The sequence below is a fragment of the Rathayibacter sp. AY1D2 genome, from assembly GCF_002932695.1.
Lineage (GTDB): Bacteria > Actinomycetota > Actinomycetes > Actinomycetales > Microbacteriaceae > Rathayibacter.
This window is the reverse complement of the sequence record NZ_PSVX01000024.1, coordinates 1-24,721: the sequence shown is the minus strand read 5'-3', so window position 1 is coordinate 24,721 and position 24,721 is coordinate 1. Positions and strand designations below refer to the sequence as shown.

Sequence of the window (24,721 nt, the reverse complement as noted above, 5' to 3'; positions counted from 1 at the left end):
TCCCCCACGGCGACCGCGAAGCGGAGCCCACCCAGACCCGACCGCGAAGCGGAGGCCCTCCCGCGGCGAACGCGACGCGGAGCCGTCCCCAGTGCGCGTCCTGGTGGGCGGTCGGCGGGGCCTGGTGGGGTCGATCGCAAGGCGGAGGCGTCGGGCGTAGCGGCGCTACGTTCGTCGCCGACAACGCCGCGAGGGACCCCGCCAGGCCCCGCCGATCACATGCCGGTGTCGAGGCCGGAGTAGGCGTGGAGTCCCTTGAAGAACACGTTGACGACGCCGAAGTTGAACATGACGGCGGCGAAGCCGACGATGGCGAGCCAGGCGGAGGGGGTGCCGCGCCAGCCGCGGGTGGCGCGGGCGTGGATGTAGCCGGCGTAGATGGTCCAGATGATGAAGGTCCAGACCTCCTTGGTGTCCCAGCCCCAGTAGCGGCCCCAGGCCTTCTCTGCCCAGACGGCGCCGGCGATGAGCGTGAAGGTCCAGAGGATGAAGCCGAGGATCGTGACGCGGTAGGCGAGGTTCTCGAGGGTGAGGGAGCTGGGCAGGGTGCGCAGGAAGCGGAGGACCGAGCGGGGGCTGTCGCCGGAGGATTCGCGGCGGGCCTGGAGGAGCTGGGTGACCGAGAGCGCGAAGCCGAGGGCGAAGAACGCGGTGCCGAGGATCGCGACGAGCACGTGGATGACCAGCCAGTAGGACTGGAGTGCCGGCGGGAGCGGGACGACGGCGACGTAGTAGTTGACGGTCGCGATGCCGAGGAGCACCAGGACGAGACCGGTGATGAACGCTCCGAGGAAGCGGAGGTCCCAGCGCAGCTGGACGGCGAGGAAGACGCCGATGATGATGAGCGTCCCGGTCATCGAGAACTCGTACATGTTCGCCCAGGGGACGCGGCCGGCGGCGACGCCGCGGAGGACGGTCGCGCCGAGGTGCAGCACGAAGCCGAGGAGCGTGAGCGAGAACCCGATGCGCATGGTCTTCGAGCGGGCGGGGGCGCGGTAGACCTCGTCCTCGACGCGGCTGCCGATGCGGGAGAGAGTCGCTGTGCGTCCGGAGCCTGCGGCGGCGACGGTGGCCTTGCCGCTGGCCGCGCGGTCGGCGGCGGCCGCGGAGGCGACGCGCTCCGCCTCCTGCACGACCTCGATCGACTCGCCGTCGGCCAGGGAGGCGCGGCGGGCGAGGTCGATCGCGAAGAAGACGAACGCCATGGCGTAGATGCCCATGGCGGAGGAGAGGCACAGCACCGAGTACTGCGAGAGGGTCGCGATCACATCCTCAGGGTAATCGCTCGCCGCCCCGCCCGCCCCTTCGCGCTTGCACAGACTCGGCCCCTGCCCAGCCGGGCGACGGCTGTGGAGGGGCGTCCGGGAGGCGGGTCAGTCGAGCGGGGCGTGCCGGTCGGCGATCGTCCGCACGGCGCGCACCAGCTGGGGGTCCTCGCCGCGGGCGAGTCCCGCGTACTCGAGGAGGAGGCCGCCGTCGTCCTGGGCGGTCGCCTTCACCCACACGCGGCGCCGCGGGACGAACAGCGAGGTGAGGAGTCCGGCGAGCACGAGGATCGCGAAGAGCAGCACCCAGCCCTGGGTCGCGTCGTGGTGGATGTCGAACGAGGCGAAGCGCTTGACGCTGTCGGTGCCGATCCGCGTCGGGTCGGCGCCCGTGTTGTCGAAGGTCACGCTGCCGAGCCCGTTCGGGAGCTCGGCCGTGTCGCCGGGCTTGAGGGTGATCGGCGCGACGCCGGTGGTGCCGCCGGTGAGCCGGGTCAGCGAGTCGGTGTTGAGCACGTAGACGGATGTGGGCACTCCCCCGTCGAGGCCGAGGTCGCCCGAGAAGACGTTCAGCGAGAGCACGGGGTACTGCAGGTCGGGGAAGATCGAGGTCGACGCCCCGGAGGCCAGCGTGTCCTGCGTCGGGTAGAAGAAGCCGGTGAGGCCCAGCTGCTCGGAGAGCCCGTCCGGCACCTTCACGACGCCGACGGAGGTCAGGTTCGCGTCCTGCGGGAGGAACGGCACCGAGTCGGTGAAGATCGCCCGGCCGGAGGGATCCCGGACCGTGATCGTCGGGGCGTAGCCGTTGCCGAGGAGGTAGACGTTCGTGCCGCCGATCGCGAGCGGGTCGTTGACCTTGATCGTGCGGTCCTCGGTGCGCCCGCCGCGCTCGGAGGTCGTGACGTTCGCGGTGAAGTCGACGGGCTGGCCGAGCGCCGACTGGTTCTGCTCCTCGTACTTCACGTCGAGGCTGTCGAGGGTCAGCTGGTACGGGTCGAGCTGGCTGCTGTCGAAGAAGCGACCGGGGTTGAAGGAGTCGTAGGCCGCGAGGTTGTTCGCGAACCCCTGGGAGCCCTCGACCAGCACGCGCTGCCCGCTGTAGCCGAATCCGCCGCCCACTCCGACGGCGACGAGGATGCCGACCAGGGCGGAGTGGAAGACCAGGTTGCCGGTCTCGCGGAGGTAGCCGCGCTCGGCCGAGACGCTCGACCAGCGGCCGCGCGGGTCGTCGTAGCGCTCGACGCGGTAGCCCGCCCGGCGCAGGACGGAGTGGGCGGAGGCGACGGCCTCCTCCTCCGTCGCGCCCTCGACCTCGCGGACGGTGTAGCCGGCGAGGCGCTGCAGGCGCGCCGGGGTGCGCGGCGGCCGCGATCGCATCGCCTGGAAGTGGTGACGCGTGCGCGGGACGATGCAGCCGATCAGGGAGATGAACAGCAGCAGGTAGATGCTCGAGAACCAGGCGGAGGTGTAGGTGTCGAACGCCTGCACCCTGTCGAGCAGGGGCGCGAGGTCGGGGTTGTCGACGAAGTACTGGGTCACGCCGTTGGGGTCGGAGGAGCGCTGCGGCACGAGCGATCCGGGGACCGCCGCGATCGCCAGCAGCAGCAGCAGGAACAGCGCCGTGCGCATGCTGGTGAGCTGGCGCCACATCCAGCGGAGCCAGCCGGTGAACCCGAGCGCCGGCTGCGTGACGGTGCCGTCGGAGTCGTAGTGGTCGGCGGGGCGGAAGGAGGCGTCCGTCCTCCGCTGCGCGGCCTCGTCGGGGCGGCGCGTGCTCTCCTCGGGCTCAGATCGCCGGCTGGAAGCCATCGATCACCGCCGAGAGGGATCCGTAGACGAGGGTGTTCCAGATGCCCGTGACCATCAGGACTCCGATCAGGACGAGGGCGGCGCCGCCGAGGATGTTGACCACGCGGATGTGGCGCTTCACGAAGGCGAGCGTGCTGGTCACCCAGCTGAAGCCGAAGGCGACGAGGAGGAAGGGGATGCCGAGTCCGAGGCAGTAGACCAGGGCGAGGAGGGCGCCGCGCCAGGGCGAGCCCACGCCGTAGCTGAGGGCGAGGATCGAGCTCAGCGTCGGGCCGAGGCAGGGCGTCCAGCCGACGCCGAAGACGATGCCGAGCAGCGGCGCTCCGATCAGCCCGGTGGCGGGACGGATCCCGGGTCGGAGCGTGCGCTGGAGGAACGAGAACTGCCCGATGAAGACGAGCCCCATCGCGATCACGACGAGCCCGAGGACGCGGGTGATCAGGTCGGTGTACTGGCGCAGCCAGAAGCCGACCGTGCCCGCCGCCGCCCCGTAGAGGACGAACACCAGCGAGAATCCGAGCACGAAGAGGAGCACCCCCAGCACGACCCGGCGGCGTCCGCGTGCCGCGCGCTCGTCGGCGTCGGTGAATCCGCCGACGTAGGCGAGGTAGCCGGGCACCAGCGGGAGCACGCAGGGCGACGCGAAGGACACGAGCCCGGCCAGGAGCGCGATCGGCACGGCCAGCAGGAGCTGACCGCTGACGACGATGTCGCCCACGCCGCTACTCCCCCTCGGCGAGCGTGTCGCCCACGAGGGTCGAGAGGATCGACGCCTCCTGGAGCTGGCCGAGGATGCGCGACGCGACGCGCCCCTCCCTGTCGAGGACGAGCGTCGTGGGCACGGCGTTGGGCGGGACGGTGCCGGTGAAGGCGAGCTGCACTGACGAGTCCGTGTCGACGATGGAGGGGTAGCCGAGCCCGAAGGTCTCGGCGAAGGCGGCCGCGGTGGGGGCCTGATCGCGCACGTTGACGCCGACGAACGACACGCCCTTGTCGGCGAACTCCGTGTTCACCGTCTCGAGGTCAGCGGCCTCGGCGCGGCACGGGGCGCAGCTGGCGTACCAGAAGTTGACGACGACGACCTGCCCGGCGAGGTCGGCGGAGTCGATGGTGGCGCCGGTCTCGTCGGTGCCGGAGAAGACGATGGGGTCGTCCCGGTCGGCGGCGGCGATCTCGGTGACGGTGCCGTCCCCCGAGATGTAGCCCTTGTTGCTGCCGTTGCGGTACTGGTCGGCGAGCGGATCCTCGGAGCAGCCCGTCAGCGCGAGCGCGGCGGCCAGCGCGAGGACGCCCGCTGCGCGGAGCCGCCCCGTCCGGCGCATCAGACCGCTCCCACGTCGGTGGCCAGGCCCTGCAGGCCGGCGGCCGGGTCGGAGTAGCCGACCTCGACGAAGCCGTCCCCGCGCCGCTCGAGGGTCGTGATGCTCGAGAGCGCGCAGCGGCGCTTGCGCGGATCGTGGAAGAGGCGCTCGCCGGCGAGGGCGCGGTGGACCGTCCAGATGGGGAGCTGGTGGCTGACGATCGCGGCGTCGCCCTCCTCCGTGCTCTCCCACGCCGACTCGATCGCCGCGTACATCCGCGCCGAGATGGAGAGGTACGGCTCGCCCCAGCTGGGCTCGAAGGGGTTGCGGAGCCAGGGCCAGTGCTTGGGGTTCCGCAGGGCGGAGCTGCGCGCGGCGAGGGACTTCCCCTCGAAGCGGTTGCTCGGCTCGATCACCCGCTCATCGGTGCGGATCTCGAGCTCGAACGCCTGCGAGATCGGCTGCGCGGACTCCTGCGTGCGCTGGAGCGGCGAGGCGATCAGCGCCGTGACGTGGCGCCGGCGCTCGAGCAGGTCGTCGGCGGCGGAGCGGGCCATGCGGTGGCCCAGATCCGAGAGCCGGAAGTTCGGGAGTCGCCCGTAGAGGACCCGGTCGGGGTTGAACACCTCGCCGTGCCGCACGAGATGGATCTGATCGGCAACCACGAGCGTCAAGTGTACGGAACGCGGCGTGGAGGAACGCCGGGAAAAGGGTCGCCTGAGCCGGACCTGAGCGGAGCCTCAGCGCCGCGCCGAGACCGCCGCCGACAGCCGCCGCACGAGCGGTCCGGGCAGATGCCGCACCACGGCCATCGGGACTCCGAAGCGCACCGACGGCACTGAGACGACGGAACCGCGCGCGACGTCGCGGAGGAACTCCTCCACCACCGCGTCCGCATCGAGCCAGAGGAAGGAGGGGATGGAGGAGGTGTCCATCGCCGCCCGCTCGTGGAACTCGGTGCGCACCCAGCCCGGGCAGAGCGCGGCCGAGCGGACGCCCGTGCCGCGCAGCTCGACGGCCAGCGACTGCGCGAAGGCGGTCGCCCACGCCTTCACCGCGGAGTAGGGGCCGAGGTGCACGAAGCCCGCGACGCTCGACACCGTGAGGATCGCGCCGCGACCGCGGGCGGTCATCGCCTCGGCCGCCGCACCCGAGAGCACGGCGACCGAGCGCACCATCACCTCGAAGGCGTGGTCCTGAGCGGCGACGTCCGGCTCGGCGAAGGTCCCGTCGATCCCGAAGCCGGCGTTGTTGACGAGGACGCGGACGGGCCGGCCCGGATCGACGAGCAGCGCGCGCACGCGCTCGACCTGCTCGCGGTCGCCGAGGTCCGCGGGCAGGACCTCGACCGCCGCGGCGCCGAGGCCGCGCAGTCCGACCGCCGCCTCCTGGAGGCGCTGCTCGCTGCGGGCGACGAGGACGAGGCTCCAGCCGCGGCGCGCGAACGCCCGGGCGAAGGCGAGGCCGATGCCGGAGGACGCGCCGGTGATCAGTGCGGTGCTCATGCTCCGACGCTACCCGTCGCCGCCCGGCGGCCCCCGAGTAGACTCCCCTACCGTGACCGACGAGACCCGCCTCCCCCGAACCACTGTCAAGAAGCTCGCCGCGCTCGAGGACGGACCCGTCCGCGTGTCCGGCTGGGTCGAGACCGTGCGCGACCAGAAGAAGGTGCAGTTCGTCGTCCTGCGCGACGAGTCGGGTGCCGTGCAGCTGGTGAACCCGGCCGTGCGCGAGGCGGTCGAGGGCGACGACGCGTCGGCTGCGCGCCTCGCGATCACCGAGGAGATCTCCGGCCTCGCCCAGGGCTCCTTCATCACCGTCACCGGCGCGCTCAAGCACGACGAGCGCGTGAAGCTCGGCGGCATCGAGGTCAAGCTCGAGACGCTCGAGGTCGTCGCCGCGTCGATCCCGGAGGCGCCGATCGCGCCCGACTCCGGCATCGACAAGCGCATGGACTGGCGCTTCCTCGACCTGCGCCGTCCCGAGCAGAACCTCATCGCCCGTGTGCAGACCACGTTCGAGCACGCGCTGCGCACGTACTGGATCGAGCACGACTTCATCGAGATCCACACCCCGAAGCTCATGGCGAGCGCCTCGGAGTCGCGGGCCGAGCTCTTCGAGGTCGAGTACTTCGAGACGAAGGCCTACCTGGCGCAGAGCCCCCAGTTCTTCAAGCAGATGGCGCAGCCCGCCGGCTTCGGCAAGGTCTTCGAGGTCGGCCCCGCCTTCCGCGCCGACCCCAGCTTCACCTCGCGTCACGCGACCGAGTTCACGAGCGTCGACGCCGAGGTCTCCTGGATCGACTCGCACGAGGACGTCATGGAGCTGCACGAGCAGCTGATGGTCGCCGGCCTCACCGCCGTCGTCGAGAAGCACGGCGCCGAGGTCAAGGCGCTCTTCGACATCGACCTGACCGTCCCGACCACGCCGTTCCCGCGCATCCCGCTCGCCGAGGCCAAGCGCATCGTCGCCGAGCGCGGCTACGAGGTGCCCCGCGCCGACGACGACATGGACCCCGAGGGCGAGCGCCGCATCGCGGCCTACGTGCAGGAGGAGTTCGGGCACGACTTCGTGTTCCTCACCGACTACGCGTCGAGCATCCGGCCGTTCTACCACATGCGCCGCGAGGGCGACGGGACGATCACCAACAGCTACGACCTCATCTACAACGGCGTCGAGATCTCGACCGGAGCCCAGCGCGAGCACCGCGTCGACGTCCTCGTCGAGCAGGCCCGCGAGAAGGGCCTGGACCCGGAGGAGCTCGAGTTCTACCTCGACTTCTTCCGCTACGGCGTCCCGCCGCACGGCGGCTTCGGCATGGGCCTCTCGCGCGTGATCATGCTGATGCTGAACCAGGCGAACCTCCGCGAGGTCACCTACCTGTTCCGCGGCCCGACCCGCCTGCTGCCCTAGGCGCGCACCACGGTCGAGGGAACCCCGGACCATCGAGACCGCCGCGGACGGCGGGTCCCCTCGACGGGCCGGGGTTCCCTCGCGCCAGCGGCTAGGGAGCCGGCAGCACCACGAGGTCGAGGTAGTCGGCCAGGCACGCCACCATGTCCACCGCGTCGCGCTCGAGCAGCCACTGCAGCTGCACGCCGTCCCAGAGCGCGATGATCGACGCCGCCACCCGCTCCGGATCGGACCCCTCGCGGAGGCGCCCGGCGGCCTGGAGCTCGCGCAGCTCGGCCGTGTACTCGCTGCGGAGCCGGCGGAACCGCGCGGCGAAGAAGTCGCGCCCCGGGTGCTCCTGCGTCGTCGACTCGCCGCAGAGCACGGCGTACAGCTCGATCACTCCGGGCGCCGTCTCGTTGTAGCGGGTCTGCCGCAGGATGCCGGCGACCAGCCCCTCCTCCGGGTCCGGCGGCGAGGAACCGTCGCCCGTGATCAGGTCGCGGTGCTCGAGGACCGCGAAGAGCAGGTCGGTCTTCGACGGGAAGTAGTGCAAGAGGCTCGTCTGGCTGAGCCCGACGCGGTCGGCGACCTCCTGGAGGGAGCCGCGGGCGTAGCCCCGTGCGGCGAAGACCTGGTGGGCGGCCTCGATGATGGCGCGGCGGCGCTCGGCCGACTTCGCGTACGGGCCGCGTCGCCTCGTCGCCTCCGCCATCGACCCCTCCTCAGCACTGGAGGCACCTCGCCGTGCCCCTCGAACGGCCAGCGTAGCGGCGGCGGAGGAGCAGTGCCGCCAATTTCGAGTACCTACTCGAATTCGTGGTAGCGTCCCGATCATCGCCGGGTGAGACTCCCCGGCTCTCCACCACGACGAAGTGAGGGAAGATGCATCCGTTCACCCGGAGACAGCTCATCGCCGCCGGTCTCGGCACCGCGGCACTCGGGAGCCTGACGGCCTGCGCGACACCGGGCACCGTCTCGGTCAACACGGCGCCGACGATCGCCCCGGCCACCGGCCCGGTCCGCCTGCAGTACTGGGGCTGGCTGAAGGACCTGCAGAAGGTCTGCGACGTCTGGAACGCCTCGCACCCCGAGATCCAGGTCGAGGCCGTCTGGATCCCCGGCGGCAACGCGGGCGGGTACCAGAAGCTCTACTCGGCCCTCGCCGCGGGCGGCGGGCCGGACCTCGGCCAGGTCGAGATCCGCTCCGTCCCCGAGTTCATGCTCGTCAACGGCCTGGTCGACCTCACCCGGTACGGCGTCGAGCAGTACCGCGACCTGTACGACCCCACGCTCTGGGGCCAGGTCAGCTACACGGGCGGCGTCTACGGCATCCCTCAGGACAGCGGCCCGATGGCGCTCTTCTACCAGCCCGAGGTGTTGGGGAAGGTGGGTGCGGAGCCGCCGACGACCTGGGACGACTGGGCTGCGGTGGCGACGGAGCTGCGCGGAGCCGGCTCCTACATCGACTGCTTCCCGCTCGCCGACGCCTCGGTCTTCGCCGCGTTCGCGACGCAGGCCGGTGCGCAGTGGCTGCGCCCGGAGGAGGACGGCTGGGTCATCGACATGACCGACGACGCCACGACGCGCGTCGCCTCCTTCTTCGACACGGCCATCGACCAGGACCTGGTGCAGACCGGCTACGGCGCCTACTCCCCCGCGTGGTTCGCGGCCGCGGCGAAGGGCGGCATAGCCTCCTGCGCCACCGGCAGCTGGGGCGACGCCCTGATCGAGGGGGTCAGCGGAGGCGCGGGCAAGTGGCGCGCTGCTCCCATGCCCGTCTGGGGCGACACCGGCTTCGGCTCGAGCTTCCTCGGCGGATCGACTGCGGCGGTGTTCTCGAGCAGCAAGCACCCGGAGGAGGCGATCGAGTTCGCCGTCTGGATGACCACCACGCAGGAGGGCATCGACGCGATGATCGCCAACAGCGGCATCGGCTGGTCTCCCGCGGTCGGCGAGATCGGCACGGCCCGCAAGGGTCCGAGCGACTTCTTCAGCGGGCAGAACTACAACGAGGACGTCCTCGTGCCCGCATCGAAGGAGCAGAACCCCGACTGGTCCTGGTGGCCCGTCACGCAGCAGTCCTTCAACATCCTCAGCGACGGCTTCCGGAAGAAGGCGTCCGGGCTCTCGCTCGTGGACGCGGTCGCCGAGGCGGAGCAGCAGATCATCACGGTCTTCGAGAACAAGGGCCTGAGCATCAGGAGGGCCTCCGCATGACCACCACGACCTCCCCCGCCGCCGCCGCGGTCGCGGCCACCACGCGGACGCCGGGCGCGCCCCGGCGCAGCCGCGCGGTCGCCCGCGCCCCGTGGATCCTCCTCGGACCCTTCCTGGCCCTGTTCGTCCTCACGTTCATCGTCCCGATCGTCGTCGCCGTCGGCTCCAGCTTCACGAAGGTGACGCGCTCCGGCCTCTTCGGCGAGGCCGGGGTCACCAGCGGGTTCGCGGGCTTCGACAACTACGCGCAGGCCCTCGCCGACGGCAACTTCATCGCCTCCATCGGGCGGATGTTCCTCTTCGGCGTCGTCCAGGTGCCGGTGATGATCGCCCTCTGCACCGTCCTCGCGCTGATGCTCGAGTCGGCGTCGGCGAAGTTCCCCGGCTTCTTCCGGGCGGCCTACTTCCTCCCCTACGGAGTGCCCGGAGTGATCGCGACGATCCTGTGGTCGTTCCTCTACGTGCCCGGCCTCAGCCCGCTCATCGACGCGGCGAACGTGGTCGGGCTCCAGCCCGACTTCCTCGGTGCGGACACGGTGCTCTGGTCGATCGCGAACATCTCGCTCTGGAGCTACACCGGCTACAACATGCTGATCATCGTCGCCCAGCTCAAGGCGATCCCGGTCGAGCTCTACGAGGCGGCGAAGGTCGACGGCGCCTCCACCTGGCGCGTCGCCCGCAGCATCCAGCTGCCGCTCATCCGCCCCGCGCTGGTGCTGACGACGATCTTCTCGATCATCGGAACGCTCCAGCTGTTCGCCGAGGCGCAGGTGCTGAAGACGGTCGCTCCGGCGATCGACAGCCAGTACACGCCGAACCTCAGCGCGTACACCACGGCCTTCGCCTACAACGACTACAACGTCGCCGCCGCCCAGGCCGTCCTGATCGCGCTGGTCGCGTTCCTGCTCTCCTTCACGTTCCTCTCGATCTCGAACAGGAGGTCGTCATGAGCCGCACCGAGACCCCGCCGACCACGACCACCGGAGTCGTCACCGCCGACCGCCCCGTGAAGGCCGGACGCGGGCCCGACCGCTCGGCCGGCCGCAACCGCGCCTCGACCATCATCGTCACCGCGATCCTCGTCGTCGTGGCGGTCTACTTCCTCATCCCCGTCTACTGGGTCGTCGTCGCGGCGACCAAGACGACCGAGGACCTCTTCGCCACCTACGGCTTCTGGTTCGCCCCGACGTTCGCGCTCTGGGACAACCTGACGCAGGTGCTGACCTACGGCGACGGCATCTTCGTCCGCTGGTTCCTCAACTCCGTCCTCTACGCCGGAGTGGGCGCCCTGCTCGCGACCTACCTCGCCGCGGCGGGCGGCTACGCGCTGGCCAAGTACGAGTTCCGCGGCAGCAGGCTCGTGTTCGGGACGATCCTCGCGGGCGTCCTGGTGCCGGGCACCGCGACCGCTCTGCCGCTGTTCCTGCTCTTCAGCCAGATGGGCATCGCGAACACCTACTGGAGCGTGCTGATCCCCTCGCTCGTCTCGCCGTTCGGGCTGTTCCTCTGCCGGATCTACGCTCAGGCGACCGTGGACACCGCGATCATCGAGGCGGCGCGCATCGACGGCGCCGGGGAGCTGCGGATCTTCCACACGCTCGGGCTGCGCATCCTGACTCCCGCGCTGGTCACCGTGTTCCTCTTCCAGCTGGTCGGGATCTGGAACAACTACTTCCTGCCCCTGGTGATGCTCTCGGACACGAACCTGTTCCCGATCACACTGGGACTGAACAACTGGCTCGGACAGGTCGACCGCCTGCCCGAGTTCTACGAGCTGACGACCGGCGGCGTCCTGCTGTCGATCATCCCGCTCGGCATCGCCATGATCGTGCTGCAGCGCTTCTGGCGCGGCGGCCTGACGGAAGGCTCCGTGAAGTGACGACTCCCCCGACGACCTCCCACTACCTGACGGACACCGGACCGGGCTCCGGCCGCCGCCGGGCTCCCCGCTCGTGGCTGCACACCGACGCCCCGGCGCTCCCGCTGGACGGGGAGTGGCGCTTCCGCCTGCTCCCCGCCGCTCCGGGGACCCCGGGCGGCGCCGGCGTGCTGCCGGAGGGCGAGGGCGTGGACGCCGTCGGGGACGAGTCGTTCGACGACTCCGGCTGGGACCTGATGCCGGTGCCCTCGCACTGGGTGCTGCAGGGCGACGGGCGCTACGGACTGCCGGCCTACACGAACGTGCAGTTCCCGTTCCCGACCGAGCCGCCGTTCGTTCCGGACGCGAACCCGACGGGCGACTACCGCCGCACCGTCGTGGTCCCGGAGGAGTGGGACTCCGCCGAGGCGGTCGTCCTGCGCTTCGACGGGGTCGAGTCCCGCTACCGCGTCTGGGTCAACGGCGTCGAGATCGGGATCGGCTCCGGCAGCCGGCTCGCGCAGGAGTTCGACGTCACCGGCGTCGTCCGCCCGGGCGAGAACCTCGTCGTGGTCCGCGTGCACCAGTGGTCGGCCTCGAGCTACGTGGAGGACCAGGACCAGTGGTGGCTGCCGGGGATCTTCCGCTCGGTGCACCTGCTCGCGCGCCCCGTCGGCGGGATCGAGGACGTGTGGCTGCGCTCCTCCTTCGCCGGCGGCGCGGGCCGGATCGAGGCGGAGGTGACCGCCGCGGCCGACGCGTTCCCGCTGACGCTGCGCGTGCCCGGGCTCGGGATCGAGACGGTCTGGGCCTCAGCGGAGGAGATCGCCGCGATCGAGGTCCCCGAGGTCGAGCCGTGGTCGGCGGAGGCTCCGCGCCTCTACGACGCGACGCTCGCCTCCGCCGGTGAGACGGTCTCGCTGCGGCTCGGCTTCCGCACGGTCGAGATCCGCGGCGACCGCTTCCTGGTCAACGGCGAGCGCGTCGTCTTCCATGGAGTCAACCGCCACGAGACGCACCCCGACCGCGGTCGAGCGTTCGACGAGGACTCCGCCCGCGAGGACCTCGCGATGATGAAGCGCTTCAACGTGAACGCCATCCGCACCAGCCACTACCCGCCGCATCCCCGTCTGCTCGATCTCGCCGACGAGCTCGGCTTCTGGGTGGTCCTCGAGTGCGATCTCGAGACCCACGGCTTCGAGCGGGTCGGCTGGGCGGGCAACCCCAGCGACGACCCCGCCTGGCGAGAGGCCTACCTCGACCGCATCGAGCGGACCGTCGAGCGCGACAAGAACCACCCGAGCATCGTGCTCTGGTCCCTCGGCAACGAGGCGGGCACCGGCGCGAACCTCGCCGCGATGTCCGCCTGGGTGCACGGCCGCGACCCCGAGCGCCCCGTCCACTACGAGGGCGACTACACCGGCGCGTACACCGACGTGTACTCGCGGATGTACTCCTCGATCCCCGAGACCGAGCGGATCGGCACCGACGGCTCGCTCACTCCGCTCCTCGGCTGCTCCCCCGGCGAGTCCGCTCGGCAGCGCTCCAAGCCCTTCCTGCTCTGCGAGTACGTGCACGCGATGGGCAACGGCCCGGGAGCGATCGACCAGTACGAGGACCTCGTCGACCGCTTCCCGCGGCTGCACGGCGGCTTCGTCTGGGAGTGGCGCGACCACGGCCTGCGGGCGCGCACGCCGGAGGGCGTCGAGTACTACGCGTACGGCGGCGACTTCGGCGAGGTGGTGCACGACGGCAACTTCGTGATGGACGGCATGGTGCTCTCCGACGGCACGCCCAGCCCGGGCCTGTTCGAGTGGAAGCAGATCGTCGCTCCGGTGCGCCTCACGGTCCGCGGCGACGGCGTCGTCATCGAGAACCGCCGGCACGACGCCTCCACCGCCGATCTGCGCTTCGCGTGGCGGGTCGAGCGGGACGGGCGGGTCACCGCGGAGGGAGTGCTCGACGCCCCGGTCATCGCGGCCGGCGACGCCGTCCACGTGGAGCTCCCCCCGCTCGAGGTGCGCCCCGGCGGCGAGACCTGGCTCACCGTCGACGCGGTCCTCGACGCCCCGACCGCCTGGGCGGAGGAGGGCCACGTGCTCTCCACCGGTCAGCACCTCCTCGCCGCGTCGTCGGCGGTGCCCGCGTGGACCCGCGCCGTCCGCGCCGCTCCGCCCCTCGAGGGCGGCGCGCTCGGAGTCGCGCGGTTCCGCGACGGCCGGCTCGCCTCCCTCGCCGGCCTGCCCGTCGACGGACCGCGCACCGAGCTCTGGCGCGCCCCGACCGACAACGACGAGGGCGCGGGCTTCCCCGGCTACGTCACCGGCGACCCGTACGACGGCGACGGCCGCGGGATGCCGGCCCCCTCCTCCGCCGCCCGCTGGCGCGAGGCCGGACTCGACCGCCTGGTCGGCCGCGTGCAGGAGGTGGACGCCTCCGCCGGGCTCCGCCGCGTGACCCGCTTCTCGGCCGCGGACCTCGATGCGGGACTCCTGATGGAGGAGCGCTGGAGCGTCGACGGGGAGAGCACGGTCCTCCGCGTCGACCTCGTGCCGACCCGGGGCTGGGACTCCGTCTGGCCGCGGCTGGGCATCCGGATCGACATGCCCGCGTCGATCGACGGCGCGGAGTGGTTCGGCACCGGCCCGCTCGAGTCCTACCCCGACAGCCTCCGGGCCGCGCGGGTGGGGCGCTTCACGGCGGAGATGGACCGGCTGACGACTCCGTACGCCCGCCCGCAGGAGAGCGGTCACCGCAGCAGCGTGCGCGAGCTGACGCTGACGGAGGCGGGCTCGCCCCGGCTCCGCATCGAAGCCGCGCGCGACCTGCACGGGCGCCTCCCCGGCTTCACCCTGGCGAGGCACACGCCGCAGGAGATCACGGCCGCCGCGCACCCGCACGAGCTGCCGGCGTCGGAGCGCGCGGTCCTCGTGATCGACGCCGCCCAGCACGGCCTGGGCTCCCGCGCGTGCGGTCCGGACGTGTGGCCTGACTTCCAGCTGCGGCCGGAGGCGCGGACGATCCTCCTCCGCTTCACCGCGGCCGGCTGAGCGCCGGGAGAGGACGAGGGAAGGCCCGCGGGATCGCGTCCCGCGGGCCTTCCCTCGTCCTCCGGACGCGTCAGTCGCTCTGCGTGCGCGGCAGCGGTCCGCCGATGAAGAGGTCCGTGTTCATGCGCCGGCGGCGCATCACGACCAGGACGGCCGCGCAGGCGACGAGCGACGCGGCGACCGCGCCGCCGCCGATCATCAGCGCGGTGGTCGGCGTGATGCCGGCCGGTCCCGCCGAGGCGGCCGTGCTGAGGAAGGCGGTGCGCGCGGCGCTGATCGCGGTGCCGCAGACCTGCTGCGCCTCCCACGGTGCGGCCGTGGTGTCGCTGTCACGGTAGGAGACGGTCACGGCTGCCGTGCGGTGCGACTCGCGACCGAAGGCGACGACGCAGTAGACGGAGGGGTCGGGGTCGGCGATGACCGCGTCGCCCAGCGCCAGCTCGGCCCAGCCGATGGAGTCGGACTGCACGGCGACGTCGCCGGCGGCCAGGTCGGCGCGGGACCCGGAGGTCTCGAAGGCGCCCACGGCGACCTCCTCGTCGGCGTCGAAGCCCCAGACGGCGCCGCGAGGCGCCTCGGTGCTGCCGTCGCCGAGCTCGCGCGGCTCGAGCAGGAGGCCGTTGCCGGTGGAGGGCGCCAGCCGGAAGACGACCTTGGCGGCGGAGCCCTGGTCGCCCGTGAGGTCGACCGTGAAGGCGCCCGACTTGGTGATCAGCGCGGTCGGCACGGTCGCGGTGCCGCTCCCCGCCTCGAGGGTCAGCGGGGTCTTGGTGCCGTTCGGGTCGCGGAGGACCGCGGAGACGGCCTCGCCGCTCGCGAAGCCGGTGTACGAGAAGCCGACGCCGTAGAAGCGGGCGAGCTCGACGGTGAGCGCCTCCGGCTGCACGGCGAGCTCGCGGGTGAGGAAGACGTCCGCGGTCGCGGCACCGGCCGCCGGCTTCGCGCCCTCGGTCGAGGTGCCGAGCTCGGTGCGTCCGGGGGCCGACGCCGCCGGAGTGACGGCGCCCGCACCGGAGGAGCCGGCGGTGCCGGACGTGGTGGTGCCGGAGGTGGTGCCGCCGCCGGAGGTGCCGCCGGACGTCGCTCCGCCGGTGGTGCCGCCGCCGGAGCCGGAGCCGCCGGAGGACGATCCGCCGCCGGTGGAGGGCTGGCCGCCGCCGGAGCCGCCCTGCTGACCGCCGCCGGAGCCGCCCTGCTGGCCGCCGCCGGTCGAGCCGCCGCCGGTCGATCCACCGCCGGTGGATCCGCCGCCGGTGGAGGGCTGGCTCGGCTGCTGGGGCGCGGGGTCGACCGGTGCCGGATCGACCGGCGCGGGGTCCACGGGCGCGGGGTCGACGGGCGCGGGCTGCTCGGGTTCTGCCGGCTCCTCGGGCACTCCGGGAACGGAGGGCTCCTCGGGGACGCCGGGAACGGGGTCGGAGCCGCCGTCGCCCGGCTGCTCGGGATCCTCCGGCACGCCGGGGATGGTCGTCGCGGCCGGCTGCTCGACCGTGGTCGAGACCGTCGAGGCGGAGGGGGCCGCGACGGCCGCTCCGGGGAGGGCCAGGCCGAGCACGAGCGCCGCGAGAGCGGCGGCGGGCAGGGCGAGTCGGCGGGATGACGGCATGGCGGTTCCTTCCTCCACGGGCGACGATCTGCGTCCGCGCACGGAGGAGCGCACTCCCCCCTCACGAGGGTAAGGGCGAGAGGCGAGCTATCGCGAGCCGTCCTGTCCCCCGTCAGAGGGACGTCGCGGTCGTGCTTCCGTCCGGACGGCCCGGGTCGAGGCTCACCCGCGATCGAGGAGGGCCCGCCGGAGCCGCGCGGGATCGACTCGCCAGAAGGTGTGCACGCGCCCGTCGATCAGCACCACCGGGATCTCCTCGACGAAGCGCTCGTGCAGCTCGGGATCGTCGAGGATCGACACCTCCGAGACGGCGACCGACGCCTCGCCGCCCAGATCGGCGACCACCTGCTCGACCACGGTCCGCGCGTCGTCGCAGAGATGACAGCCCGGCTTGCCCACGAGCGTCAGCTCCACGTCCACCATGCGGTCAGTGTACGGCGGCCCCGGCGCCGGGCGCCGAGACGGCGAGCGCCGCCGGGATGATCCGTGAACGCAGACGAGCGCCCGACCCCGGAAGGGCGGACGCTCGAGTGGGAAGAGGCGCGAGCCTACTTCTTGTTGCGACGCTGGTGGCGAGTCTTGCGAAGCAGCTTGCGGTGCTTCTTCTTCGCCATACGCTTGCGACGCTTCTTGATGACAGAACCCACGAAGACCTCACAACGTTCAGGGGGTCGACCGCCCGACGGGCGGCCGCTTACGAAAAACTGGCTCCCGCGAGCTTACACGACCCGGGGCTCCACCGTTTCCGGCTCCTCGGCGCCCCTCACTTGCGGATGCGCAGCGCCTCCGCGACCTTCGTCGCTCCCTCGCTGACGCCCCGCTGGATGTCCTGCACCACGGTGCTGACCTGGTGGGTGCGCTCGGCGAGCGCCCGGCCCAGCGACTCCGCCCGGGCCGCGGTCGGAGCGTCGAGCAGGGCGCCGGCCGCCTCGTCCTCGGCGAGGAAGGGCAGCAGCCAGTCCTCGACCTCCGCCAGCGGCGCGTACTCGAGCGCGTAGAAGCGGTGCTGTCCGCTCTCGCGCACCGTGACGAGGCCGGTCTCGCGCAGCACCTTGAGGTGCTTGGAGACGGTCGGCTGGCTCAGCTCGAGGCGCGCCACGATCCGCGACACGCTCATGCCCTCGGCCGAGCCGTCCCGCCGCTGCTCGAGCAGCAGGGCGAGGATGTCCCGGCGGGTCCCGTCCGCGATCACCCCGAAGATGTCAGCCATGCGCCCAGGCTAGTCAGCGCCCCGGGGGCCCGGCACCGAGCGGGTAGCATGGCCGCGATCGAGTGGAGGATCCGCCGTGGTGGTTCGGCAGCAGTTCCGCAGCCCCGTGGGCGTCTCGCCCGTCTCCCCCTGGTCGGGTTTCGAGCGGGCCCGCGACCTCATCGACGACTTCGCCGGACGCTCGCCGTCCCGCTTCGCGATCCTCATCTTCTCGGCGCTCGTGCTCGTCTTCACCCTGCTGTTCTCGCTGCCGGTGTCGAGCACCACGGGCACCGTCACTCCACTGCACGACGCCTTCTTCACCGCGATGTCGGTGATCTGCGTGACCGGCCTCGCGACGGTCGACATGGCGACGCACTGGTCGGCGTTCGGCCACTCGATCATCTTCGTCGGCGTGAACATCGGCGCTCTGGGAGTGCTGACGCTCGCCTCGATCATGGGCCTGGCGATCTCGCGCCGCCTCGGGCTCCGGGCGAAGCTCATGGTCGCCAGTGACTCGAATCCGCTGCGGATCCACTCCGGCCCCGTCGCCGAGGGCCAGGCCGTGCGCCTGGGCGAGATCGGCGGGCTGCTCGCCACCGTCGCGATCAGCGCCGCCGCGATCGAGATCATCGTCGCGCTGCTGCTGTTCCCGCGGATGCTGATCGACGGGATCCCGATCGGCGAGGCCGTCTGGCACTCCTTCTACTACTCCGCGATGGCGTTCACGAACACCGGCTTCGCCCCGAACGCCGCGGGCCTCACCCCGTTCGAGGACGACTACTGGTTCCTCGGCATCCTGATGCTCGGCGTCTTCCTCGGCTCGATCGGCTTCCCCGTCATCTACGCCTTCTCCCGCGGCTGGCGGCGCCCGCGCAAGTGGTCGGTGCACGTGAAGCTGACGCTGGTCACCTCCGTGATCCTGCTCGTCGCCGGGGCCGTCCTCTACATCGTGCTCGAGTTCGACAATCCGAGGACCTTCGGCAGCCTCGATGCGGGAGACACCGTCTTCCAGTCCTTCTTCCTCTCGACGATGACGCGGTCGGGCGGCTTCTCGACGATCTCGGTCCCCGACCTCAACGGCTCGAGCCTGCTCGTGACGGACATGCTGATGTTCATCGGCGGAGGATCGGCCTCCACGGCCGGCGGGATCAAGGTCACGACCCTCGCGATCCTGTTCCTGGCCGCCTTCGCCGAGGCCCGCGGCAACAACGACATGGAGGCGTTCGGCCGCCGGATCCCGAACGACGTCCTGCGCCTGGCCGTCTCGGTCGTGCTGTGGGGCGCGACGACGGTCGCCGTGTCGTCCGTCCTGATCCTGCACATCACCAAGGCCTCGCTCGACCACGTGCTCTTCGACGTGATCTCGGCCTTCGCGACCTCCGGGCTCTCGACGGGGCTCACCGCGGAGCTGCCGCCGTCCGGGGTCTACATCCTCGCGCTGACGATGTTCATGGGCCGCGTTGGTACCGTGACTCTCGCCGCCGCGCTCGCCGCGAGCCAGCGGAGGCAGTTGTTCAGACGACCGGAAGAGAGGCCCATCGTTGGTTGACCGCATCAGGTACGACGCCCCGGTGCTGGTGATCGGCCTCGGGCGCTTCGGAGCCGCCACGGCCGGCCAGCTCGACCGCCTCGACCGCGAGGTCCTCGCCATCGACGCCGACGCCGGTCTCGTGCAGAAGTGGTCGGAGCGGGTCACCCACGCGGTGCAGGCCGACGCCCGCTCGCTCGACGCCCTCGCGCAGATCGGCGCGCAGGACTTCCAGGTCGCCGTCGTCGCGGTCGGCTCCTCCATCGAGGCGTCCGTGCTGATCACTGCGAACCTCGTCGACCTCAAGATCCCGCAGATCTGGGCGAAGGCGATCTCGCGCTCGCACGGCAAGATCCTCGAGCGGATCGGCGCGAACCACGTGATCTACCCCGAGGCGGAGGCGGGCGAGCGCGTCGCGCACCTGGTCTCGGGCCGCATGCTCGACTTCATCGAGTTCGACGACGACTTCGTGCTCGCGAAGATGTACCCGCCCAAGCCGATCCGGGGGCTGACGCTCACGGAGTCGGGCGTGCGCCGCAAGCACCGCGTGACCGTCGTCGGCGTCAAGAGCCCGGGCAAGCCCTTCACCTACGCGACCGAGCAGACCGTCGTCTCGAACCACGACCTCATCGTGGTCAGCGGCACCCCCAGCGACATCGAGCGCTTCGCGGCCCTCGGCTCCTGACCCGCGCCCCCTTCCTCCTCCTCCTCTGCGAGATGCCGCTCCGTGACGCCCGCTCCGGCGCGTCGCATACCCGAGCGGCGTCTCGCGGAGAGGAGGGCGGAGTCAGGAGGCGGCGAGCTCGCGGGCGCGGGCCAGCGCGGCGTCGGTCGCCCGCGTGAAGAGGGCGGCGAGGTCGGCCTCCTGCAGGACCGCGACGGCCCGCTCGGTGGTGCCCTTCGGGCTCGTGACCCGCCGGCGCAGCTCCGCGGGCTCCTCGCCGGAGTCCGCGAGCAGCTCGGCCGCGCCGCGGAACGTGCCGACCACCATCGTCGACGCCTGCTCCGGAGTGAAGCCCTTCGCGACAGCGGCCGCGACGAGCTCCTCGATCAGCAGGAACACGTAGGCGGGCCCCGAGCCGGAGATCGTCGAGAGCGCGTCGAGCTGCGACTCCGGCACCTCGACCACCTCGCCGACCGTCTCGAACAGGCGGCGCACGAGCGCCAGGTCCTCGTCGCCGGACCGCGTGCCCGCGCTGAGGCCGGTGACGGCGCGGCCCACGACCGCGGGAGTGTTCGGCATCGAGCGGAGCACGGCGACGGACGCGGGCAGGTGCCGCTCGAACGTGGCCGCGGTCACGCCGGCGGCGACGGAGACGACGACCGCGCCCGGGGCGAGCGCGTCGGCGATCTCGTCGAGCAGGTCCGGCACCATGTGCGGCTTGACGGCCACGAGCACGATCGCCGCGCCCTCGACCGCACGCCGGTTGGCCTCCGGGTCGTCCGCGGTGGCGAAGGCGGTGACCACCGGGTGGCCGTCCCACGCGGCGGCCTTCGCGGAGTCGCGGTTGGTCACCCGCACGCCCCCCTCGACGCGCACGCCGGGAGCCAGCAGGCCCTGGAGGATCGCACCCCCCATCGAGCCGAGGCCGAGGACGGCGATGGACGGGAGCAGGACGGGCGCATCGGTCACGCCGCTCATCCTACGAAGAGCCCGCGGCAAGGGGGTCCGGGTGCGGTCCGGCGCCTCGTAGGATGGCCCGACCATCCAGCGGCGAGCCCGAGGAGACCACGTGAGCGCATCCGGAGGCGGCACCGCGATCATCGCGGCGCTCGCGGCCAACCTCGGCATCGCCCTGACGAAGTTCGTCGCCTGGTTCTTCTCCGGATCCGCCTCCATGCTCGCCGAGGGCGTGCACTCGCTCGCCGACTCCGGCAATCAGCTGCTCCTGCTGCTCGGCGGCCGCAAGTCGCGGAAGGCCGCCGACGAGGAGCACCCGTTCGGCTACGGACGGGAGCGCTACGTCTACGCCTTCGTGGTGTCGATCATCCTGTTCTCCGTCGGCGGCGTCTTCTCGCTCTACGAGGGCATCGAGAAGATCGCCGAGCCGCACGAGCTCGAGAACGCCTGGCTGCCGATCCTGGTCCTCGTGATCTCGATCTGCCTCGAGGGCTACTCGCTGCGCACCGGAGTGAAGGAGTCGAACCGGGTCCGCGGCTCGCAGTCCTGGTTGCAGTTCATCCGCCGGGCGAAGGCGCCGGAGCTGCCGGTCGTGCTCCTCGAGGACGTCGCCGCGCTCACCGGTCTGACGTTCGCGCTGCTCGGAGTCGGGCTGACCGTGATCACCGGCGACTCGGTCTACGACGCGATCGGAACGATCATGATCGGCACCCTGCTGATCGTGGTGGCGATCGTGCTGGGCGTCGAGACGAAGAGCCTGCTGGTCGGAGAGGGGGCGACTCCCGCCGACGCCGCCTCGATCCGCGCCGCGCTCGAGGCCGGGCGCGACGTCGAGCGCGTCATCCACATGCGCACGCTCTACCTCGGACCGGACGAGATCCTCGTGGCCGCGAAGCTCGCCTTCCCGGCCGCCGAGACCCTCGAGCACGTGGCCGCCGGGATCGACGCCGCGGAGAAGCGGATCCGCGAGGCCGTCCCGGCCGCCACCACGATCTACCTCGAGCCCGACGTCGACCGCGGACGCGCGGGATCGGTGGCGGCCCGTCCGGCCGTGACGGAGGCGGAAGGGACGGCCGCCGCGGCCGCTTCGGCCGCCGCCGCTCCGCCCGCCGCCTCCCCGCCGGCCGCGCCGCACGGGAGCGCCTGAGATGCGCCGGGCCCTGGCGATCGTCAACGAGCGCGGTGCCGGGCTCGGCGCGCTCGAGCCGATGCTGACCGAGCGGGGGTTCGCCGTCGACGCCGTCGCAGGGACGGACCTCGACGCGATCGACATCCTCGCCCCCGACCTCGTCGTCACGCTCGGCTCCAGCGCCGGCGTCTACGAGACCTCGCGGCACCCCTTCATCAGCCCCGAGATCGCGCTCCTGCAGGACCGGATGCACCACCGCCGTCCCACGCTCGGCGTCTGCTTCGGAGCGCAGCTGATCGCGGCCGCCCTGGGCGAGTCCGTCCATCCCGGATCGGCTCGCGAAGTCGGCTTCCGGCCGGTCGTGCTCACGGAGGAGGGCGCCGGCTCCCCGCTCCGGCACCTCGCCGGCGTCGACGTGATGCAGTGGCACGGCGACACCTTCGCGCTGCCGAGCGGAGCGGCGCTGCTGGCGTCGTCGCCGGCGGGCGAGGTGCAGGCGTTCGCCGTGGAGGACTGGCTCCTCGGCGTGCAGTTCCACCCCGAGCTGACCGGCACGATGGCCGCGCAGTGGCTCGAGGGCGACGGGGAGTGGGCAGGAGCGGCGGGCTACGACGCCGCCGTGCTCGCCGACGACGTCGCGGCGGAGCGCTTCGAGCGGATGCACGCGGCGACGCGGCTCGCGCTGATGGAGTGGCTGGGCGCTCCGAGCTGAGGGGTTCGGCGGCGCTCGGCGTCAGCGCCGGGCGGCGTCAGCGGCAGTCGGCGTCAGCGGCGGTCGGCGAAGAAGTCGAGCAGGAGCCGCGAGCTCTCCGCGGCGCGGACCCCGGGGTAAACCTCGACCACGTGGTTGTGCCGGCGGTCGCGGAGGAGGTCGTGCACGGATCCGGAGGCGCCCGCCTTCTCGTCCCACGCGCCGAAGACGACGCGGTCGATCCGCGCCGCCAGGATCGCTCCGGCGCAGAGCACGCACGGCTCGAGCGTGACCACCAGCGTGCAGCCCTCGAGATGCCAGTCGCCGCGGGCCTCGGCCGCCGCGCGGATCGCGACCACCTCGGCGTGCGCCGTCGGATCCCGCCGCAGCTCGCGCTCGTTGCGCCCGAGCCCGAGCACCGCACCCTCCGAGTCGAGCACCACCGCGCCCACGGGGACGTCGCCCCAGCCCGCGGCCCGCCGCGCCTCGTCGAGCGCCAGGCCCATCCACTCCTCGGAGCGGCGGGGGACGCGGAGATCGCTGTCGCGCATCGCTCCCCCTCCTGCGGCGGCCCGCTGCGGCCGGTGGGGCGCCGCTCCGGCCAGTAGATTGAGCTTATGCGCGTCCACGTAGCCGACCACCCGCTGATCACCCACAAGCTCACCGTGCTGCGTGACAAGCGCACCCCCTCCCCCACCTTCCGTCAGCTCGCCGAGGAGCTGATGACGCTCCTCGCCTACGAGGCCACCCGCGGCGTCCGCACCCGCACCGTCACCATCGAGACCCCCGTGACGCAGACCACCGGCCTCGCGCTCAGCGACCCGCAGCCGCTGGTCGTCCCGATCCTCCGGGCCGGCCTCGGGATGCTCGAGGGCATGGTCAAGCTCATCCCGACCGCCGAGGTCGGCTTCCTGGGCATGGCGCGCAACGAGGAGACGCTCGAGCCGACCACGTACGCGGAGCGCCTGCCCGACGACCTGTCGAACCGCCAGTGCTTCGTCCTCGACCCGATGCTCGCGACCGGCGGCTCGCTCGTCGCGGCCATCCAGTTCCTCTTCGACCGGGGAGCGGTCGACGTCACCGCCGTCTGCCTGCTCGCCGCCCCCGAGGGCCTGGCCGCCGTCGAGAAGGCCTTCGGCGACCGCGACGTGACCATCGTCCTCGGCTCCCTCGACGAGAAGCTCAACGAGCTCGGCTACATCGTCCCCGGCCTCGGCGACGCGGGCGACCGCCTCTACGGCCTCGCGGGCTGAGCCCGCCGGCACCCGGGCGAGCGGGCCTTCCGTCGCGCCCCGGAACAGGGAGCCCCGCTGAGCCGTGCCGGTCGGCCGGCGCAGCGAGGGTCTCGACACCCCACCGCGACCGTCCGGCAAAGCCCGTCCTGCTGATCGAGCAGCGGGCGCAGCGGGATCCCCCGACACGGCTCGCGCCTCCTCCCGAGCACCGGAACCACCCGCGACGCGCCGTCCATCCCCACGGAAGTGTTGACGCACCGCACCGGCCTCCGCTTTACTGACGGACATGACTGACACCCTGCACGCCCTGACCTCCCTCGAGGCCACCGGGAATGCCGGCATGATGATGGCCGGTGGCCCCGTCATGTGCTGTCGAATGTGTGCATGAGGAACTGACCTCGCCGGATCCCCGCACCGCCTCCGCCCGCTGATCGTCACGATCGGCTGAGCGTCCGAGGCGCGGACGATCCCCTGGATGCCCCGCATCCGTCTCTGCCGCCACCGCGCACCGCGGGCCGGCTCGATCGCGCACACCCGGATCCGCTCCCTCGGACACTCGTCCCGGATCCGACCAGCCAAGGACTCGTCATGACCCTCCTCCACACCCGCACCGTCCCCGCCGCCACCTCCACCGAGGCGCCCCGCCTCCAGCCGGTCGCCGACGCCGCGCCCGCAGCGCCCCGCCTCCGCGCCGTCCCTCAGGGCACCGAGGCCCGCGGCTTCGCCCTCTACGTCGGCATCGACGAGGCCAAGGCCCGCGCCGCCGGAGTCGACCTCGGCCGCCTGGTCGAGGAGCTGAAGCGCGTCACGGCGCAGCTCGCCCCCGACGCCGAGACGTACGCCTCCGTCGCCCTCGCCCCGCAGGGCGCCGGCGGCCGGGACGTGGACGTGGTCCGCCTCGCGCTGCAGGACCCGGCCGCCGTCGCCAAGCGCCGCTCCGACGCCGAGCCCGACCCCGACCGTGCACCCGGCGGCGTCGTCATCGACATCTCCCGCAAGCGCGTCATCCTCGACGAGGAGACCACCCCCCTCACCTACAAGGAGTTCGAGCTCCTCCAGTACCTCGTGCTCCGCGAGGGCCGCACCATCGAGCGCGCCGAGCTCATCGCCTCGCTCTGGGGCGCCGCGGACGACGACGCGCCGAACGAGCGCACCATCGACGTCCACGTCCGCCGCCTCCGCGCCAAGCTCGGCCGCTACGAGGAGATCGTGCGCACCGTCCGCGGAGTCGGCTACCGCTTCGACCGCCACGCCGACGTCGCCATCCGCTACGCGTCGACGCCGTCGCCGGATCTGTTCTGAACTGTGAGGAGAGCGCAAGCGC

General features: G+C 72.1%; 24 protein-coding genes. 11 read left to right on the top strand and 13 right to left on the bottom strand.

Features of this window, described 5'->3' with window-relative positions; all coding sequences use genetic code 11:
• Nucleotides 1-215 precede the first annotated feature (215 nt).
• The 6 genes from ccsB to C5D04_RS08040 form a co-directional block, all read right to left on the bottom strand.
• Nucleotides 216-1,220 carry a c-type cytochrome biogenesis protein CcsB gene (gene ccsB / locus C5D04_RS08065; RefSeq protein WP_104224871.1) on the bottom strand — a complete coding sequence of 335 codons (1,005 nt, stop codon included), beginning with the start codon at nucleotides 1,218-1,220 and terminating at the stop codon, nucleotides 216-218.
• A gap of 153 nt (nucleotides 1,221-1,373) precedes the next feature.
• The gene (locus C5D04_RS08060; RefSeq protein ID WP_104317663.1) at nucleotides 1,374-3,074 is read right to left on the bottom strand and encodes a cytochrome c biogenesis protein ResB; all 1,701 of its coding nucleotides are present in this window, start codon (nucleotides 3,072-3,074) and stop codon (nucleotides 1,374-1,376) included.
• Entirely contained in the window at nucleotides 3,052-3,792 is a 741-nt protein-coding gene (locus C5D04_RS08055; protein WP_244230512.1) for a cytochrome c biogenesis CcdA family protein, read from the bottom strand. The genes C5D04_RS08060 and C5D04_RS08055 overlap by 23 nt, the downstream gene beginning before the upstream one ends.
• Before the next feature lie 4 nt (nucleotides 3,793-3,796).
• Entirely contained in the window at nucleotides 3,797-4,396 is a 600-nt protein-coding gene (locus C5D04_RS08050) for a TlpA disulfide reductase family protein (RefSeq protein ID WP_104249773.1), read from the bottom strand.
• Nucleotides 4,396-5,040, bottom strand: a complete 645-nt coding sequence (locus C5D04_RS08045) for a histidine phosphatase family protein (RefSeq protein WP_104224864.1) — start codon at nucleotides 5,038-5,040, stop codon at nucleotides 4,396-4,398. The genes C5D04_RS08050 and C5D04_RS08045 overlap by 1 nt, the downstream gene beginning before the upstream one ends.
• Nucleotides 5,041-5,115: 75 nt before the next feature.
• Nucleotides 5,116-5,880, bottom strand: a complete 765-nt coding sequence (locus C5D04_RS08040) for an SDR family oxidoreductase (RefSeq protein WP_104347547.1) — start codon at nucleotides 5,878-5,880, stop codon at nucleotides 5,116-5,118.
• A gap of 52 nt (nucleotides 5,881-5,932) precedes the next feature.
• Here C5D04_RS08040 and aspS point away from each other — a divergent pair, with 52 nt between their 5' ends.
• Nucleotides 5,933-7,288 (top strand): aspartate--tRNA(Asn) ligase, encoded by a 1,356-nt coding sequence (aspS, locus tag C5D04_RS08035; RefSeq protein ID WP_244229585.1) that lies wholly within the window; start codon nucleotides 5,933-5,935, stop codon nucleotides 7,286-7,288.
• Nucleotides 7,289-7,379: 91 nt separating this feature from the next.
• On the opposite strand, the gene C5D04_RS08030 is transcribed toward aspS, so the two are convergent.
• The gene (locus C5D04_RS08030; RefSeq protein WP_244230513.1) at nucleotides 7,380-7,982 is read right to left on the bottom strand and encodes a TetR/AcrR family transcriptional regulator; all 603 of its coding nucleotides are present in this window, start codon (nucleotides 7,980-7,982) and stop codon (nucleotides 7,380-7,382) included.
• Between the two features lie 170 nt (nucleotides 7,983-8,152).
• Between C5D04_RS08030 and C5D04_RS08025 the strand changes: the two genes are divergently transcribed.
• The 4 genes from C5D04_RS08025 to C5D04_RS08010 are packed head-to-tail and all read left to right on the top strand — an operon-like array spanning nucleotide 8,153 to nucleotide 14,395.
• Nucleotides 8,153-9,487: an ABC transporter substrate-binding protein gene (locus C5D04_RS08025; protein WP_104347546.1), complete on the top strand. Its 1,335-nt coding sequence runs from the start codon at nucleotides 8,153-8,155 to the stop codon at nucleotides 9,485-9,487.
• Entirely contained in the window at nucleotides 9,484-10,437 is a 954-nt protein-coding gene (locus C5D04_RS08020; RefSeq protein WP_104266728.1) for a carbohydrate ABC transporter permease, read from the top strand. The genes C5D04_RS08025 and C5D04_RS08020 overlap by 4 nt, the downstream gene beginning before the upstream one ends.
• Complete coding sequence (locus C5D04_RS08015; RefSeq protein ID WP_104224857.1) at nucleotides 10,434-11,366, top strand: carbohydrate ABC transporter permease; 933 nt, start codon at nucleotides 10,434-10,436, stop codon at nucleotides 11,364-11,366. Before C5D04_RS08020 ends, C5D04_RS08015 begins: the two co-directional genes overlap by 4 nt.
• Entirely contained in the window at nucleotides 11,363-14,395 is a 3,033-nt protein-coding gene (locus C5D04_RS08010; RefSeq protein WP_219815017.1) for a glycoside hydrolase family 2 TIM barrel-domain containing protein, read from the top strand. Before C5D04_RS08015 ends, C5D04_RS08010 begins: the two co-directional genes overlap by 4 nt.
• A gap of 70 nt (nucleotides 14,396-14,465) precedes the next feature.
• Here the strand turns inward: C5D04_RS08010 and C5D04_RS08005 are convergent, their stop codons facing one another.
• The 4 genes from C5D04_RS08005 to C5D04_RS07990 all read right to left on the bottom strand — a co-directional run bounded on the left by C5D04_RS08005 (nucleotide 14,466) and on the right by C5D04_RS07990 (nucleotide 17,211).
• A complete protein-coding gene (locus C5D04_RS08005) occupies nucleotides 14,466-16,001 on the bottom strand; it encodes a hypothetical protein (protein WP_104326262.1) in 1,536 nt (511 codons plus the stop codon).
• Nucleotides 16,002-16,163: 162 nt separating this feature from the next.
• The gene (locus C5D04_RS08000; protein ID WP_104224855.1) at nucleotides 16,164-16,424 is read right to left on the bottom strand and encodes a glutaredoxin family protein; all 261 of its coding nucleotides are present in this window, start codon (nucleotides 16,422-16,424) and stop codon (nucleotides 16,164-16,166) included.
• A 125-nt stretch (nucleotides 16,425-16,549) separates the two neighbouring features.
• A complete protein-coding gene (locus tag C5D04_RS07995; RefSeq protein WP_003792170.1) occupies nucleotides 16,550-16,648 on the bottom strand; it encodes a 30S ribosomal protein bS22 in 99 nt (32 codons plus the stop codon).
• A 116-nt stretch (nucleotides 16,649-16,764) separates the two neighbouring features.
• Entirely contained in the window at nucleotides 16,765-17,211 is a 447-nt protein-coding gene (locus C5D04_RS07990) for a helix-turn-helix transcriptional regulator (protein WP_104224854.1), read from the bottom strand.
• Nucleotides 17,212-17,371: 160 nt separating this feature from the next.
• Here C5D04_RS07990 and C5D04_RS07985 point away from each other — a divergent pair, with 160 nt between their 5' ends.
• Nucleotides 17,372-18,742, top strand: a complete 1,371-nt coding sequence (locus C5D04_RS07985; RefSeq protein WP_244229642.1) for a TrkH family potassium uptake protein — start codon at nucleotides 17,372-17,374, stop codon at nucleotides 18,740-18,742.
• The gene (locus C5D04_RS07980) at nucleotides 18,735-19,406 is read left to right on the top strand and encodes a TrkA family potassium uptake protein (protein ID WP_068255410.1); all 672 of its coding nucleotides are present in this window, start codon (nucleotides 18,735-18,737) and stop codon (nucleotides 19,404-19,406) included. The genes C5D04_RS07985 and C5D04_RS07980 overlap by 8 nt, the downstream gene beginning before the upstream one ends.
• 102 nt (nucleotides 19,407-19,508) lie before the next feature.
• Here C5D04_RS07980 and proC read toward each other — a convergent pair whose 3' ends face one another.
• Nucleotides 19,509-20,363, bottom strand: a complete 855-nt coding sequence (gene proC / locus C5D04_RS07975; protein ID WP_104292396.1) for a pyrroline-5-carboxylate reductase — start codon at nucleotides 20,361-20,363, stop codon at nucleotides 19,509-19,511.
• A 91-nt stretch (nucleotides 20,364-20,454) separates the two neighbouring features.
• Here proC and C5D04_RS07970 point away from each other — a divergent pair, with 91 nt between their 5' ends.
• Nucleotides 20,455-21,489 (top strand): cation diffusion facilitator family transporter, encoded by a 1,035-nt coding sequence (locus C5D04_RS07970; RefSeq protein ID WP_104347545.1) that lies wholly within the window; start codon nucleotides 20,455-20,457, stop codon nucleotides 21,487-21,489.
• 1 nt (nucleotide 21,490) lies between these two features.
• On the top strand, nucleotides 21,491-22,183 hold the full coding sequence (locus C5D04_RS07965; protein WP_104347544.1) for a gamma-glutamyl-gamma-aminobutyrate hydrolase family protein: 693 nt from the start codon (nucleotides 21,491-21,493) through the stop codon (nucleotides 22,181-22,183).
• A 53-nt stretch (nucleotides 22,184-22,236) separates the two neighbouring features.
• Here C5D04_RS07965 and C5D04_RS07960 read toward each other — a convergent pair whose 3' ends face one another.
• A complete protein-coding gene (locus C5D04_RS07960) occupies nucleotides 22,237-22,713 on the bottom strand; it encodes a nucleoside deaminase (protein WP_104254860.1) in 477 nt (158 codons plus the stop codon).
• Nucleotides 22,714-22,779: 66 nt separating this feature from the next.
• On the opposite strand from C5D04_RS07960, the gene upp reads away from it, so the two are divergent.
• Complete coding sequence (upp, locus tag C5D04_RS07955) at nucleotides 22,780-23,415, top strand: uracil phosphoribosyltransferase (RefSeq protein ID WP_104224850.1); 636 nt, start codon at nucleotides 22,780-22,782, stop codon at nucleotides 23,413-23,415.
• Between the two features lie 570 nt (nucleotides 23,416-23,985).
• Nucleotides 23,986-24,699, top strand: a complete 714-nt coding sequence (locus C5D04_RS07950; RefSeq protein WP_104233433.1) for a winged helix-turn-helix domain-containing protein — start codon at nucleotides 23,986-23,988, stop codon at nucleotides 24,697-24,699.
• The last annotated feature ends 22 nt before the right edge of the window (nucleotides 24,700-24,721 follow it).